The sequence below is a fragment of the Aquimarina sp. AU474 genome, from assembly GCF_900312815.1.
GTDB lineage: Bacteria > Bacteroidota > Bacteroidia > Flavobacteriales > Flavobacteriaceae > Aquimarina.
The window spans coordinates 201,590-218,289 of the sequence record NZ_OMPE01000004.1 but is presented as its reverse complement, the minus strand read 5'-3'; the positions used below and the strand labels follow the sequence as shown (position 1 = coordinate 218,289).

The 16,700-nt window shown below is 33.7% G+C and carries 13 protein-coding genes; 11 read left to right on the top strand and 2 right to left on the bottom strand.

Features of this window, described 5'->3' with window-relative positions:
• The first annotated feature begins 1 nt into the window (after window position 1).
• From DK508_RS02200 to DK508_RS02150, 11 genes are all read left to right on the top strand, one after another.
• Window positions 2-2,272, top strand: a complete 2,271-nt coding sequence (locus DK508_RS02200) for an alginate lyase family protein (RefSeq protein ID WP_109299107.1) — start codon at window positions 2-4, stop codon at window positions 2,270-2,272.
• Window positions 2,273-2,289: 17 nt separating this feature from the next.
• Window positions 2,290-2,637, top strand: coding sequence for a cupin domain-containing protein (locus DK508_RS02195; RefSeq protein ID WP_109299106.1), 348 nt, complete (start codon window positions 2,290-2,292; stop codon window positions 2,635-2,637).
• 469 nt (window positions 2,638-3,106) lie between these two features.
• Entirely contained in the window at window positions 3,107-6,175 is a 3,069-nt protein-coding gene (locus DK508_RS02190; protein WP_109299105.1) for a TonB-dependent receptor, read from the top strand.
• Window positions 6,176-6,206: 31 nt separating this feature from the next.
• Window positions 6,207-7,628, top strand: a complete 1,422-nt coding sequence (locus DK508_RS02185; RefSeq protein WP_109299104.1) for a RagB/SusD family nutrient uptake outer membrane protein — start codon at window positions 6,207-6,209, stop codon at window positions 7,626-7,628.
• 21 nt (window positions 7,629-7,649) lie between these two features.
• Window positions 7,650-8,651 carry a PKD domain-containing protein gene (locus DK508_RS02180; RefSeq protein WP_109299103.1) on the top strand — a complete coding sequence of 334 codons (1,002 nt, stop codon included), beginning with the start codon at window positions 7,650-7,652 and terminating at the stop codon, window positions 8,649-8,651.
• Between the two features lie 8 nt (window positions 8,652-8,659).
• Window positions 8,660-9,553, top strand: a complete 894-nt coding sequence (locus DK508_RS02175; protein ID WP_109299102.1) for a polysaccharide lyase family 7 protein — start codon at window positions 8,660-8,662, stop codon at window positions 9,551-9,553.
• Between the two features lie 213 nt (window positions 9,554-9,766).
• Window positions 9,767-10,474: a FadR/GntR family transcriptional regulator gene (locus DK508_RS02170; protein WP_109299101.1), complete on the top strand. Its 708-nt coding sequence runs from the start codon at window positions 9,767-9,769 to the stop codon at window positions 10,472-10,474.
• A gap of 106 nt (window positions 10,475-10,580) precedes the next feature.
• Window positions 10,581-11,846, top strand: coding sequence for an MFS transporter (locus tag DK508_RS02165; protein WP_109299100.1), 1,266 nt, complete (start codon window positions 10,581-10,583; stop codon window positions 11,844-11,846).
• A gap of 24 nt (window positions 11,847-11,870) precedes the next feature.
• Entirely contained in the window at window positions 11,871-12,632 is a 762-nt protein-coding gene (locus DK508_RS02160) for an SDR family NAD(P)-dependent oxidoreductase (protein ID WP_109299099.1), read from the top strand.
• A 75-nt stretch (window positions 12,633-12,707) separates the two neighbouring features.
• Entirely contained in the window at window positions 12,708-13,712 is a 1,005-nt protein-coding gene (locus tag DK508_RS02155; protein ID WP_109299098.1) for a sugar kinase, read from the top strand.
• Window positions 13,713-14,378: a bifunctional 4-hydroxy-2-oxoglutarate aldolase/2-dehydro-3-deoxy-phosphogluconate aldolase gene (locus DK508_RS02150; protein ID WP_109299097.1), complete on the top strand. Its 666-nt coding sequence runs from the start codon at window positions 13,713-13,715 to the stop codon at window positions 14,376-14,378. It begins immediately after the preceding gene.
• Between the two features lie 204 nt (window positions 14,379-14,582).
• On the opposite strand, the gene DK508_RS02145 is transcribed toward DK508_RS02150, so the two are convergent.
• Complete coding sequence (locus DK508_RS02145) at window positions 14,583-15,134, bottom strand: hypothetical protein (protein WP_109299096.1); 552 nt, start codon at window positions 15,132-15,134, stop codon at window positions 14,583-14,585.
• A gap of 200 nt (window positions 15,135-15,334) precedes the next feature.
• Window positions 15,335-16,600, bottom strand: a complete 1,266-nt coding sequence (gene ilvA, locus DK508_RS02140) for a threonine ammonia-lyase IlvA (protein WP_109299095.1) — start codon at window positions 16,598-16,600, stop codon at window positions 15,335-15,337.
• Between the last annotated feature and the right edge of the window lie 100 nt (window positions 16,601-16,700).

Sequence of the window (16,700 nt, the reverse complement as noted above, 5' to 3'; positions counted from 1 at the left end):
CATGAAAAAATTAAATATTCTTCTCTCCACCGATTATTGCAAACACTTTTTTATCATTATCGCATTTTTTTTGGGAACACTGTGTAATGCACAAAAACATCCAAATTTAATCTTAACAAAAAAGGGAGTAGAAAGCATCAAAATGCAGTTAGGACAGATTCCTGTTTTTGATCAAACTCTTTCCAAAACCAAGACCGAAATTGATAAGGAAATAGCTACGGGTATTCATGTACCTGTTCCCAAAGATATGGCAGGAGGTTATACTCATGACAGACATAAAAAAAATTGGATAACACTTCAAAAAGCTGGCGTATTATTCCAAATTTTGGGAGATGAAAAATATGCCAAATATGTGCATGATGTTTTAAAAGTTTATGCAGATATGTACCCAACGCTTCCTTTACACCCACAAGTTAGATCTTACGCCAGAGGAAAGATATTTTGGCAATGCTTAAATGATGCCAATTGGTTAGTGTATGTAAGCCAAGCCTATGATTGTATTTACAACTATTTATCCCCAAAAGAAAGAGCACATTTGGAGAAAGAATTATTCATTCCGTTTGCCAATTTCTTGTCTAATGAAAATCCACAATTTTTCAATCGTATACATAATCATAGTACCTGGGGAAATGTAGCTGTGGGCATGATCGGTTTGGTTATGGATAATGATGAACTAATACATAAGGCACTATACGGATTAAAGAAAAGTAACTTGAATACAAATTTAAAAGACGATGATGGTGGTTTTATAATAGAAAAAGGACAAAAAGCTGGTTTTTTGGCTAATCTTAACAAACCATTTTCTCCCGATGGGTACTATACCGAAGGACCTTATTATCAAAGATATGCGATGTATCCATTTATGATATTTGCCCAAGCATTACAAAATAAAAAACCTGAATTAAAAATCTTCGAATACAAGGAAGGAGTATTAATAAAAGCCGTTTATGCATTACTTAATTTAACAAATAAAGATGGTGAATTCTTCCCTCTTAATGATGGTCAAAAAGGGATGTCGTACTATTCCAAAGAGTTAATATCTGCTGTAGATATAGCATATCAATACGGAGGAAAAGATGCTTCGCTTCTTAGCATTGCCAAAAAACAAAATACTGTACAATTAGATGATGCTGGATTGGCAGTAGCAATGGGAATCAAAAATAACGAAGCTATACCTTTTATAAAAAAATCCATCGAACTCAAAGATGGATCGGATGGTACAGAAGGAGGTATAGGCATACTGCGCTCAACGGATCACCTCACCAATTTGATAATGAAATATACGGCGCAAGGTTTAAGCCATGGGCATTATGATAAATTATCCTTCTCGTATTATCATAATGGTAATGAAGTACTTCAAGATTATGGTTTGGCTAGATTCGTAAATATTGAACAAAAAAATGGAGGAGGATATCTTAAAGAAAATAAAACATGGGCCAAGCAAAGTATTGCTCACAACACAATTATTCAAGACGAAACTTCACATTTTGGAGGGAAATTTGAATTAGCGAATGTACATCACTCAGAAAAATATCTTTTCGATATCTCTAATCCTAAATTTCAAATTGTAAGTGCAAAAGAAAATAATGCGTACCCAAATACAAAACTTCATAGAACGATGATTATGCTAGAGGATGAAGAATTTGAAAATCCTTTGCTCATCGATGTCATGTCATTCAAATCCAATACTAATCACCAATTTGACATGCCATTTTATTATCATGGCCAGATCATAGACACTAATTTCGAATATAATCATCCCGATCAGCTTTCAAAAATGGGAAGCAAAAATGGGTATCAACACCTATGGCTTGAAGGTATTGCAACACCTAGAAAGAGAACAGCTCAAGTAACATGGTTATCTAATAATACTTTTTACACTTTATCTAGTTTTATGCAGGCAAACGATACATTTTTGTTTACAAGAATTGGAGCCAATGATCCAAAATTTAATTTACGTAAAGATCCAGGATTTATTATTCGAAAACCCAAAGCGAAAAATGACCTTTTTATTAATATTATCGAAACACATGGATCGTATAATCCCGTCACAGAAATTGCTCATAATACTCGTAGTGCAATAAATGAAATACAAAAGATAACAGTAGAAAATGCAAATTACATAGCTTGGTCGATGACTACCAATAAAGGCAATAAACACATGTTTATTGTATGCATTACTGAAGCAAATAAAAAAACACATACCCTAAATATAAATGGACAAATCTACACTTGGGTTGGAGCATACACACATATCTTAAAGAAACAATAAATATTAAATATCGTCTCATGAAAAGTTTTGGATCAAGTAAAGAATTTATAATAGGAAAAGAAATAGAATGGCAAACCGTTGGCGAAGGTGTTCAACGTCAAATTATGGGGTATGATGATCAAATTATGCTCGTAAATGTCAAATTTGAAGAAGGAGGAGTTGGAGTAATGCACAAACACTATCATTCTCAAGTTACTCATGTTGTAAGTGGTGAGTTTAAAGTTACCATTGGTAATGAAACTAAAATTCTAAAAGGTGGTGATTCTTTCTATATACCACCTAATGTAATGCATGGAGCAGTTTGCCTCGCATCGGGTGTTTTGATCGATGTCTTTAGTCCTATTCGGGAAGATTTCATGGAATAACTCTAACAATATTTACAACGCCGAACACCTTGAAATCACTATGTTTTCAATATAATCATCAATAAAGTATTTGTTCAGCAAAATTTTAACATTTAAAATGTCAATATTTTTTTTATTAACATTAAAATAACATATATTTGGTAAACCAAATTGGATAACCAATTTGGTTTACCAAAAAAACAATCACTCTAATAAACAATCAAACTTATTTGTATGAAAACAAAAAATAAATAACAAAAAAAGGACAGGTACTAACCCATCCTTTTTGAATTACTTCTTTCGGAGAGAAGTAATATTGAAATTGCATGAACTTTATCAATCACATGCCCAGCAAAAATACGAAATTTAATTAAAATCGTATGGTTATGTGATAAGTTACAAAGGGGTAATAGGGAATACTTCTATTTATTCTTCACCAAGATATCTACTATAGATATCCATCTAATTGTAGGAACATAACATAATTAAAATGAATTTTAAAATTAAACTAATTTTTATTGTCCTGGCTTTATACCAAATACCTTTATTGGCACAGGACAGTTATTCGTTATCTGGTAAGATATCAGATCAAAAAAACGTACCCATTCCGGGAGTAAATGTCATCATTGCTAATAGTAACAATGGTACTTCAACTGATTTTGACGGGGGATTTCAAATTCAGGTAAAACCAGATGACGTACTTCAAATCTCCTATTTAGGCTACGTAGCTCAAACCATTATTATTACTAACCAAAAAACATTAGAAATTGTATTACTAGAAGATTCTACGGTACTTGATGAAATTGTGGTAGTAGGTTATGGTACGCAAAAAAAATCAAGCTTAACAGGTGCAATCTCTTTAGTGGTTAATGAAGATCTAGAACAACTACCCGTTTCGAGAGTTGATGATGCCTTAGTGGGTCAAGTATCCGGGGTTAATATACAAGCCACCGAAGGAGAAGCTGGATCCGCTCCCACTATTCGTATTCGTGGTACTGGATCTATCTCTGGTGACTCTAGCCCAGCTATAGTTGTAGATGGATTAATTGTTGATAACGACTTTTTAGGATCACTTGACATGAATGATGTCGAATCATTTAGTGTCCTAAAAGATGCCGCATCAGCAGCCATTTATGGTTCTCGTGGAGGTAATGGTGTTATCATAATAACTACCAAACAAGGAAAAGAAGGAAAAACTAAATTTACATATAACACCTATACTGGTATTAAGGAAGCTAGACAAAGTGATGATTACTATTTTTCGGTTGCAGAAACTGCAGCAGCAGAACTTACCGCAACAGGTACTTTATCCGATCGTACTCGATATAAACAATTGATAGGTGTCGATCGCGATTGGCAAGATGTAATATTTGATGGAGGTACAATAACGAGTCACGCATTTAGTGCTCGAGGAGGTAGTAAAAAAACAAAATTTAGTACAGCCTTTAATTACATCCATGATGAAGGAGTTTTACTAACTGATGATTTTAAAAAATATACGTATAAGATTAAGGTAGACACCAAAGCCAATGACAAATTTGCATTTGGAGGTAGTCTTGCCCCATCGTATACTACACGACGAAGATTTGATGGTTCTGTACATGATATTTTAAGGCAAACCCCTTGGTTACCTGTTTTTCATGATGCAAATACTATCCAATTTGTAAATCAATTTAATCATCCGGATGTTCAAATTGGAGATTACGCCACACAAAGACATTTTGATGACTTCGATTTAACAACTGGTCAATCTGTAGCTTCTGGAGGAACAGATATTAGTAATACATCAAATACAAATCCCGCGGCAAAAGTATTAGAAAGAGATCGTAGAGAGCGAAGGTTTAAAATGTTTGGTAGTGTATATGGACAATATAATATTACCGAGAATTTGAATTTTAGAACTGCTTTATCTGGAGATTATCAAAATACAGAGCGTTTTCGTTGGCAAGGTGTGAAATCAAACAGAAATGGAGCATCTGCAGCTTCTCTTACTATTTCTTCTCAAAATAGAATTCACTTGGTTACCGATAACTATTTTTCATATAACAAAGTAACTGATCAACATAGCATAAACGCAGTCGTTGGATTCTCAGCAGAAAAATTTGATACTTCGGATGAAAGTGCAACAGGAACGGGATACGATTCTGATCTACTAAGAACACTATCTGCAGCAACACAAATTGCTGATGCTAGCTCTTTTGAACTAGAAAATAGCTTCATGTCATTCTTTGGTCGTTTAAACTATGCTTTTAATGACAAATACCTACTTTCTTTAAGTTATCGTAGGGATGGAAGTTCAATTTTTGGTCCAGATAATAAATTTGGGGATTTCCCTGCCGCATCTTTAGGTTGGGTTGTATCTAATGAAAACTTTTTAAGCAATAGTGATATCATTAGTAACTTAAAATTTAGGTTTAGCTATGGATTTACGGGTAATAATAGATTAAATACAGGTACTGTTATCGTAGATAACTATCCTTCATTAGCTTTACTAGGTTCGACTACTGCTGTGGTTGGTGGTAGTGCTGTGTCTTCTTTAAACCCTCTTAACATTGCTAACCCAGAGTTAAAATGGGAACGATCTCGAGAAATTAACTTTGGTGTTGATTTTGGTTTCTTTAATAACCGAATAACTGGATCTGTTGATTATTATACCAGAACCAGTGATCAATTGTTATTAGACAATCCTATTTCTTCGACAACAGGGTTTAATGAGGCTCTAGTTAATCTCGGAGAAGTAGAAAATAAAGGTATCGAAGTAGAACTACGTACAAGAAATATTTCTACTGAAAAATTTCGCTGGTCTACCTCTATTATTGCCTCTAGAAACGAAAATGAACTTATAGATTTTGCAGATTCAAATGGGCAAATATTAAATGTGGATAGTAAAAGAGCTGCAGAATGGATCAATTTAGAAGGACAACCTATATCCTCTTTTTATGGCTGGGTAGTAGACAGAGATATACCATTAGAGTTTATCAATGATCCTTATCATCCTGTAGGAGGAGAAGCGCAGGATGTATATGTTAAGGATTTAAATGGAGATGGCTTGATCGATGACGATGACAAAACAATACTTGGAAATCCATACCCAGATATTGTTTGGAGCGTAACAAATGAGTTTCAATTTGGTAACCTGGATTTCAGCTTTCAATTTCAAGGTAGTCATGGTGCCGAAGTAAGAAATATGGGAGATCAATACATTTTTAATCAATTTAATAGCTCACAAGATTTTACTGCCGATACACCAGATCAAGAATTTATTCGTCAAAAAATATTTACTGATGATATAATTCAAGATGCTTCTTATGTAGCACTGCGTAACGTAAATATTGGATATTCTATACCAAAAGATGTTTTGAATAAAATAGGTGTCTTTACAAAAGTGAGATTTTATGGATCTGGACAAAATCTAATGTACTTAACAGCTGATGGATATACCGGTTTTAATCCTGAGTTTGTTGAGAATACAAGACCTGCTGCATTAACATTTGGTTACCAAAGAGCAGGTTCACCAATATTTAGAACAATATCAGTTGGCGTAAACATGGAATTTTAATTGGATAAAAACAACATAAGATAAAAACATTATGAAACAACTTAAATATATAATGGTGCTATTATTGGCCATAGGAATATCTTCTTGCGAAGATGATTTCTTAGAACCAGCACCTACCGGGGCAGTAAGTTCTTCAACTTTTTACTCTAATGAAGAAGAATTAGAATCTGGAATAATAAATATGTATGATGGTATTCAGGGTATAAATGATACTCGAGCCGATTCAAATCACGCAATACAGGTAGAGTTTTATGTAACCGAAATGCGAAGTGACAATACAAGAACGAAAAGTAGCGAAGGAGAAGCTGCTCAATTCGAAAGTTTTAATATTGAAACTACAAATGGTTTAGTAGCAGATTATTATAGAAGCTTTTACAATGTTATTTTTAGATCCAACATTGTTCTTCAAAACCTAGATGTTGCTTCTGATCAAAATAGAGGTAGGTTTGAAGGTGAAGCTAAATTTGTAAGAGCGTATGCTTATTTTAATTTGGTACGATTATTTGGTGATGTTCCACTAGTAGACAGGGTTATAAAACCTTCTGAAACCGAAATTCAATTTACCCGTATACCTACAGCTACTGTTTATGAGTTAATTGTTAGCGATTTAGAAAGTGCAGTTGCCAACTTAGATAATACTTATAAAAATAGAGCTTCAAGAGCAGCTGCTCAAACATTATTAGCCAAGGTGTATCTTACACAAGGAACAAACTATAATCAAGCTCAACAACTTCTGGAAGCTGTTATGAGTAGTGGTTTTTCATTAGAGTCTAATTTTAAAGATGTATTCTATACCGAATTGAATGATGAAATTATCTTTTCAATAGGATTCCTTCCAGACGTTAATGACGATAGTCAAAATTTCTCTGCCGAATGGCTAAACGCCGTAGGGCGAACTAGTGGAGTAAATTATGTTACTACCGAGGCAAGAGCAGCTTTGGATGCGTTAGGAGGAGATCGAACTCAATTTTCATATCGTCAAGATGTTATTCAACCATCTCAGTTTCAGGTAGCAAAATATTTACCTAATGGAGATGACGACCTTGGTATAGCAGCAACATCAAATGATCCTACTTTGGCTGGAAATGATTGGATTGTATTGAGATATGCAGATGTATTATTAATGCATGTAGAAGCTATAATGGCAGGAGCCCAAGAAACCTCAGTGCAGGCTGCATTAAACTCTTTTCAATTAATTCGTAACAGAGCTGGATTAACAGATATCGTTACCAATATTACAAAACAAGAACTATTAGATGAAAGACGTGTAGAGCTCGCATTCGAAAATCATCGCTTCTTTGACCTGGTACGATTTAATGTTGCCCAAGATGTACTTTCGGCATTTTCAGACGCAAATGGACTTGGGTATAGCGCAACAGATCTTTTACTACCTATCCCTCAAGTTGAAAGAGGATTGAGTAACGGTTTATTAACACAAAATCCCGGTTATTAAAAGTTTATAAAAAAAGTCATTATGATCAATTATATTAAAATAAAAAAATCAATCAATACAATAGTATTGTTGGTTTCAGTATTTGTCTTATCGATTTTTACTACGGCATGTGATTACGAATTTGAGTTACCTGAAGCCGGATCTATTGCTGATGAAACACCACCAGTAGCAAATTTTACTGCATCGCAAAATGAAGTGGATTTTCTTAAGTATAACTTTTCTAATCTATCTACCAGTGCAACAACATTTGCTTGGGATTTTGGAGATGGTAATTCTTCTACAGAATTAGATGGAGAAAACACGTATTCGGCTGAAGGTACTTATACCGTTTCCTTAACAGCTTCAGATGCTTTAGGTGTTACTAGTACTTTTTCTGAAGATATCACTATAGTAGAGCCTGACGAACCAGATGTACCAGACCCTATTCTAATAAACTCTGTTTTTGATAAACTTCCGAAATCTTCAGGTTCTGATTGTTCTTGTTCTGCTTGGATTAATAAGAGTATTGGTGACCAAGGAGAATCTAGTTCTGGTAATGGCGGTTCTGATAACGTTGTTAAACTTGACAATAATGAACCTGATCATCTCTATCAAGAGTTTGAAGTTGTACCCAACTCTGATTATACAATAGAAATAGTTACATCTTTTAAAAATTCAGAAAATGGTTCATTTCCTAGCATGCTTGAGTTAAGAGTTTTGGCTGGTGTTGGTTATACAAGTGGCTACACTCCTACTTACTACACAGATACTGTAGATTTTCCTCAAGATGATTTTGGTTATGCTTCAATTTCACAGGTTGAAGATGCTGCAAATAATCTTTTAGTTGAGACACAGGATAACCCAAATGATGATGGTTATATTACCTATACATATACATTTAATGCCGGAGCTAATGATAGTGTTGCTCTATTTATAAGAGGTATAGGCGGCCCTGCTACTGGTGGCGGTGGTGGTGATTTTGGATATAATAGTGGAGATGAAGAAATACGAGTTGATACTGTTACCATTACAGCTATAAATTAATTTGTAAAATGAAAAACATTCAAAAAAATATATTACCCTTTTTAGTAATAATATTTCTATCTGTTAACGCTGCTTGCCAAACTCAAAAAAGTAGCGTTTCAGATTTGAGTGTTAAAAAAGAAAGGAAAAAAAAGAAAAAGAAACATCGGTTACCGAAAATAGATTTAAGTCATTGGAAAGTAACACTTCCTGTAGGTAAACCTGATGAGGTAGAACCTCCAAAAATTTTGGATTATGCTAATAATGAAGTACTCAAAAAGTATATGTACAATGATTCTGTACAGGGTGCACTTGTTTTTTATGCCTTTCCAAATTCTAAAACAGCAAATACAAAATATTCTCGATCAGAATTACGGGAACAAATGATTCCTGGTAGTAATAAAGTTAACTGGACATTCGCAGATGGAGGAACCATGCGAGGAAAACTAAGAGTTGCGGATATATCAAAAAATAAAGAAGGAAAATATCACAAAACAATCATCATGCAAATTCATGGCAGATTGTCTAATGAGCAACGTGATCAAATAGGTCAAAAAGATAATAATGCTCCTCCGATATTAAAAATATATTGGAAAGATGGAAAAATTAGGGTAAAAACCAAAGTGCTTAAAAATCCTAAAGTGTCAGAAATGGAAATATTAAAAACTGACGCTTGGACAGATGATAAAGGATATACATTTAAGGAAAAAGTCGGATTCAAAAAATTCACTTTAGAGGTAAAAGTATCTAATGGAAAAATGGTCGTGTCATTAAATGATAACGAATATGCTGTCTACAAAGATCATAATATTAAACGCTGGGGAATATTTGAAAACTATTTTAAAGCAGGTAATTATTTAGGCACTACCGACAAAGGAGCATTTGCAAAAGTATACTATTACCAACTTGAAGTAAGTCATTAATTAGAATTGAACAAAAGATAATGGAATAATAGATTTGAATTAGCCAAATATTATAGAGTTTGTTATACACAAAAAGGATAACAAACTCTATTAATAAACTAGTCATATAATTAATCAAATTATAACCTTCCATACGCTTTTGTACTAAAGAATAATTTTATAAATTTGGAAAACCAATCTGGTCAACCAATTTTACTAATACCAATTTAACCTATGAAATTAGAAATACTAACTAAAAATGAAAATCGGGATATCCAGAAGCAAATTATTTCAAAGATCAGGGATTTAATAAATTTCAAAAACCTTGAACCTGGCGATAAATTACCTTCAGAACGATCCTTGTCAGAAAAGTTTGGAGTTAGTAGAGGGAGTATTCGTGAAGCCATTCAAAAACTAGAATTTTATGGCCTTTTAGAATCGATTCCACAAAGCGGAACTTTTGTTGCCGATATAGGAGTTACCGCCTTAAATGGTATGATTGAAGATATTTTAAGACTTGATGATCCTGATTTTAAATCTTTGGTAGAAACCCGTATTTTATTAGAATTAAAAACAGCTCGATTGGCAGCAATTAGAAGAACCGAGGATGATTTAAAACTCATGAAAGAGGCACTTGATGCCTACGCGAATAAAGTTATTAAAGGAGAGGATGCAGTTCAGGAAGATTTATTATTTCATTTGGCAATTGCCAAAGCTAGTGGTAATAGTACCATGAATACATTTATGTTAATTATTACTCCCGGAATAATTACAAACTTTGAAAAATATCATGTTTGTGATACCAATCAAACGTTTCAAGGGATACAAGAACACAATGACATTTATGATGCTATAAAAAATCAAAACCCCAAACTAGCAAAAGAAAAAATGAAAGCGCATTTCAAAATACTATATCAATACTGCTATAAACAAAAAGATTAAAACAAATACAGAGGATAATATTCATTAATGTAACCTCTTACAAAAAATAAAGAAGGGATTTTACCGAAATATTTAGACGACAAATCCCTTTAACTAAAAACACAATATGAAAGTTAAAGGATTACGATGGTGGATTATTGGGCTTGTTTGCTTAGCTACGATTATCAATTATATTGATAGATCTGCTTTAGGTATAATGTGGCCCGAAATGCAAAAGGACTTGGGATTAACAGAAGAAGACTATGCTTGGATTATAAATATATTCACTATTACTTATGCGGCAGGTAAATTTATATCTGGTTGGGTATATGACAAAGTAGGAACCAAAATAGGGTTTGTAATCTCTATCTTCTTCTGGTCACTTGCCTCTTTATTACACTTTTTTGCTAAAGGATTAGCTTCTCTTGGATTATATCGAGGTATTCTAGGTGTTTCTGAAGCCGGAAACTGGCCTGGTGCTGTAAAAAACAATGCAGAGTGGTTTCCTATAAAAGAACGCGCTATTGCTCAAGGTATATTTAATGCCGGTGCGGCTATTGGTTCAATAGTTGCAGCACCTACTATTGCAAAATTATTTGAAGGATATGGATGGCGATGGTCTTTTATAATCATTGGTGTTATCGGTTTTTTATGGATTATTCCTTGGCTAATTTTTAATAAAAAACAACCTAAAGAACATCCATGGATAACAGACAAGGAAAAGGATCTTATTCTAGCAGGACGTTCTCAAACAAATCAAGAAGAAGATAATAATAAAGGACTTCATTTATTAGAAATATTAAAACATAAAGAAGCTTGGGGCATTCTTGCATCTCGATTCTTTATCGAACCTATCTGGTGGTTATTCGTATTCTGGATGCCAATTTATCTTAATAAACAATATGGTTTTAATGTAAAAGAAATTGGGTTATATGCCTGGTTTCCATATGTAGGAGCAGCTATAGGAAGTATTGCTGGTGGATGGTATGTTCAAAAATTAATGAAAAAATTAAGCCTGGACAAAGCCAGAAAAAGAGTTATTGCTATAGGGGGTGCCATTATTTTTGTTGCCATTATTGGTGCTATACTATTCGCCAATACTCCTGAAAAATTCGTGTCATTTGTGTTTATAGTACTATTTGGATTTCAATTTTCGATTAGTAACATACAAACACTATCCAGTGATATTCTAAAAAGTAAATCTGTAGGATCCCTAGCTGGACTAGCGGGTACAATAGGAGCTATTTCTGTAGCAATCATGAATTTTATAATACCAAAAATAACAACGGTGTCTTATACTCCAGCATTTATTATTCTAGCAGTATTAGCACCACTTTCGGTACTATCAATATTTGTACTGATTAAAGAAATTAAACCCATTAAAGAAAAATAAACAACTTAAATAATAATAAAAAAAATGAATTCAAAAGGAAAAATAGCCGTAATAACGGGAGCTACCGGCGGTATTGGTTTCGAAGTTGCAAAAAGATTAGGTAATGATGGATATACTGTAATTTTAAATGGTATCGAGGATGAAAAAGGAGCTCAAAGAGTAGAGGAGTTAATTTCTCAAGGAATAACTGCCGAGTATCTTGGATTTGATGTAACAAATGAAGATGCCGTAACTTCAAACATAAATTCAATTGGAGAAAAGTATGGTAAAATTGATGTACTTGTAAATAATGCTGGTGGATTAGGTGGAAGATCCAGATTTGAAGAAATGACAACAGAATTTTACAGATCTGTAATGGCCTTAAACCTGGACTCTACATTTTTTGCTTCAAGAGCAGCTATTCCATTTCTCAAAAAAGGAGAAAACGCTTCAATTATCAACTATACATCAAATGCAGGATGGACTGCAGGAGGACCTGGAGCTGGAATTTACGGAACATCTAAGGCAGCAGTTAATGCGATAACCAGAGCTTTGGCTAAAGATCTAGCAGAATATGGTATTAGAGTGAATGCGGTATCTCCGGGTACAATTGATACTCCTTTTCATGAACAAATTAAATCAACAAAACCTGAAGTTTTTGCATCATGGAAAAATAATATTTTATTGGGTAGATTAGGTCAACCAGAAGATGTAGCCTCTGTTGTTTCTTTCTTAGCAAGTAGCAACGCGGCTTTTATAACAGCCGAAACTATTCAAATTGGTGGAGGTCAAGCTCTAGGAATTTAAATAATAGCACATTTGGCTAATGACAAATCTTCGCTTATTACAGAAGTGAGGATCTATATAAATTAAACTAACGAAATGGATAAAGTCGTAACCTTTGGAGAAATTTTAATGCGTATTGCTCCTCTGGGAAATAAAAAATTGAAACAATCTAATCAGTTAGAATATTACTTTGGAGGAACTGAAGCTAATGTAGCTATATCACTTTCTCAATTAGGTAATCACACACAACATATAGGCGCCGTCTCTAATGATTTTGTTGGAGATGCCGCCAAAAGTTATCTTAAAAAATATGATGTAAATACTGATTATATCATCGATTCTAATCATCCCTTAGGATTATATTTTATTGAGGTAGGAGCCGTTATGAGATCGAGTTTGATTTCTTATAATAGATCTCACTCTGCATTTTGCAAGATAGAACCTAAACAAATTGATTGGGAGAAGATTTTAGAAAATTGTAAGTGGTTTCACTGGACGGGTATTACTCCTGCCCTTTCTCAAAATACTTATGAAACTCTAAAAGAAGGGATACTTTTAGCCAATAAAAAAGGAATAACCATATCAGCAGATCCGGCATATAGAAGTGACTTATGGAATTACGGTAAAGAAGCTACTAATATTCTTAATGAGTTAGTTCATATTTCTGATATTTTCATAGGTGGACCCAATGAAATTAATGAGCTTTTGGGTACCACGTTTTTAAATAGTAAAGAAGGTTTTATCCCAGCTAGTGAATTATTAATTAATGAACATCCAAACATCAAAAAAATCTTTGATAAAACAAGAGTTTCTCGTAATGCTAACTGGCATAAAATAAAAGCTCGAGCCTGGAATGGAAAGGAGTATTTAGAAACTAATGAATTAGAAATCACACATGTAGTCGATAGAATAGGAACTGGTGATGCCTTTGCCGCCGGATTAATTCATGGATTACTACATTACGATGATGTCATGGCATTAGAATTTGCTAATGCTGCATGCGGCTTAAAACATACCATTGAAGGTGATGTCAATTTAATTACAGAAGATGAAGTATTACACATTATACGCGGCAATCTAACAGGAAGAATAATCAGGTAAATGGCAAGATACACAAGAATAAAAGTCGCACAAGTAATGGGAAAAACGGGGATTGTTCCTTTGTTTTATCATCATGAAGTAGAAATTGTAAAAAAAGTAATCCAGGCATGCTATAAAGGTGGCGCTAGAGTATTTGAATTTACAAACAGAGGAGATCATGCAGAAAGTGTATTTTCTGAAGTTTCAAAATGGGTACAACATGAATTTCCTGATATGATTTTGGGTATTGGATCTATTGTAGATAGCCCTACCGCTGCCTTATACATTCAGAAAGGAGCTAATTTTATAGTTTCACCTATACTAAATCCAGAAATAGCCAAAATCTGTAATCGACGAAAGATAGCATGGTTGCCAGGCTGTGCAACCTTATCAGAAATTAATTATGCCGAAGAATTAGGTGCCGAAATCGTAAAGATTTTTCCTGCCGCCCAGGTTGGTGGACCTAACTTTATTAAAAGTATTAAAGCACCATGTCCGTGGTCGAGTATCATGGCCAGCGGTGGTGTATCTCCAGAGAAAGATAATCTAACGCAGTGGTTTCAATCTGGGGCGTATTGCGTTGGTATGGGTTCAAAACTCATTGTTAAAAATAATGAAGGAAACTATGACTACGATAAGATTTTTGAACTTACTCAAAAATCTATTCAAATCATTCAAAATATCTAAAAAGAAATCTAATGTATTAGGTTGTGTAAGTTGTGTATGTACCCTAAACAAGTATTAGATTACTCTTGACAGTCTGAATTATCATTATTGTCAAAAATCCCTTGTAAATAGTTTTACAAGGGATTCTTTTTTAGTATAAAAATCGTTAAACAAAAAGGCGATCATAACTGATCGCCTTTTGATAATATAATATTTGTTTAATTTTTACTTTCCTCCGAAAGTAAATAATAATCCTAAATTGAAGGAAATATCGCTTACAGAAGCATCTCCTGTTTTACCTGCACTTAAATACGCAGCACTAACATTCAATACTCCATACTTAAATCCTAAGGCCGGACGAAATGCAAAGTTAGAAGTGCTTGCAGCTAACTCAGCTGAAGTTCCATCTACTTCAATAGCACCAATAGTAGCCAAACCTAAACCAAGACTACCGTAAGGTCTAAATCCTGATTCAGTAAAATAATAACGTCCATTAACCATATACGAACCTATAGCAACATTACCGATAGATCCTGTTAATTGTCCTGCAGCAAGATCAGCTCCAACTAAGAAATCTCCACTATAAAGGAAGGAAACATCAATATTCTCTGTTACACCATATCCAAGTTCAAAATGAGCAGAAAGTCCACCGTCTGTAAAGTCGGCAACGTCTCCAGAAGGTATTGCATATCCAACACCAAAACCAAGTTTAACTTGAGCGTTTGTAGCAGTTAATCCTAATACAGCAACTGCAGCAAAAAGTAATAATTTTTTCATAATAGATTTTAGGTTTTATCGTTTAAGTGAGCGAATATATCGATAAAATACATTAATTAACAAATTTTTAGAAGAAAAAAAACAGCGAAAGAACATAAAATACTGAAAAACAAGCATTTATACTTTTAAATTAATATACTTGTAAAATATGTTGAAAAAATTGTTTCAAAAGAAGTAAAATCGAATAAAAAATGGATGTTTTAAACTAAAAACTGAAAAAGATCTGGTTTATCATTCAAGTAATCTCCGAAGAAATTAAGTTTCTTCATTCTATTAATAAGTGGTTCAAGATCCTTTTTATCTTTTAGTTCTATGCCTACAACGGCTGGACCATTTTCTCTACTTGATTTTTTAGAATATTCAAAATGAGTAATATCATCATTAGGCCCTAATACTTCACCTACGAATTGTTTTAAGGCTCCTGCCCTTTGTGGAAAGCGAATGATGAAATAATGCTTAAGGTCTGCGTATAATAATGCTCTTTCTTTAATCTCTGCAGTTCGTGTAATATCATTATTACTACCACTTACAATACATACTACATTTTTATCTTTTATTTTATCTTTATAAAATTCTAACGCTGCCAAGGTTAACGCCCCTGCAGGCTCTACAACTATAGCATCTCTATTGTATAAATCCAAAATAGTTTGACATACCATACCTTCTGGCACAGTATACATATCAGACAAATGTTCTTTACAAATATCAAAATTAAGATCTCCTACTTTTTGTACTGCAGCTCCATCAATAAACTTATCTATATCAACAATTTCAGTATTTTTATTATTTCGGATTGATGTAAGCATAGACGGTGCTCCCTTGGGCTCTACTCCAATAATTTTTGTTTTTGGCGATAGTGCTTTTAAGGCTCCGCAAAGTCCGGATGCTAACCCACCTCCTCCGATAGCTACAAAAACATAGTCAATAGAAACATCGCTTTGTTTAAATATCTCCAAACCAATAGTACCTTGTCCTTCGATTGTTTTAGGATCATCAAAAGGATGTACAAATGTTTTTTCTTGAGATATACAGGCTTCTTTGGCGGCTTTAGAAGAATCATCAAACGTATCCCCTTCGAGTATAATTTTGACATTATCGCCACCAAACATTTGGGTTTGTTCTACTTTTTGTTTTGGAGTAACAGATGGCATATAAATAGTTCCTTCAATTCCAAGATGATTACATGCAAAAGCAACCCCTTGGGCATGATTACCCGCGCTTGCACAGACTACCCCTTTATCTAACTCTTCTTTGGTTAGCGAACTTATTTTATTAAAAGCACCTCTTATTTTATATGATCGTACACGTTGTAAATCTTCGCGTTTTAGCAAAATATTCGCTTCGTATTGTCTAGAATATCGGATACTATTCACCAAAGGAGTCACCATAGCAACTTCTTTTATGGTGGAAGCTGCTTTTTGGATATCTTCTAATTCTGGAAAATAAGTTGTGGTTATGGTACTCATAATTCCTTAGGTAATTCATTTAGTTTTTGTCGGCCTAGATCTATCAAAGAATACACAATACACATCTCAAAACTTTAACAGATCCGGCCATACAAAAATT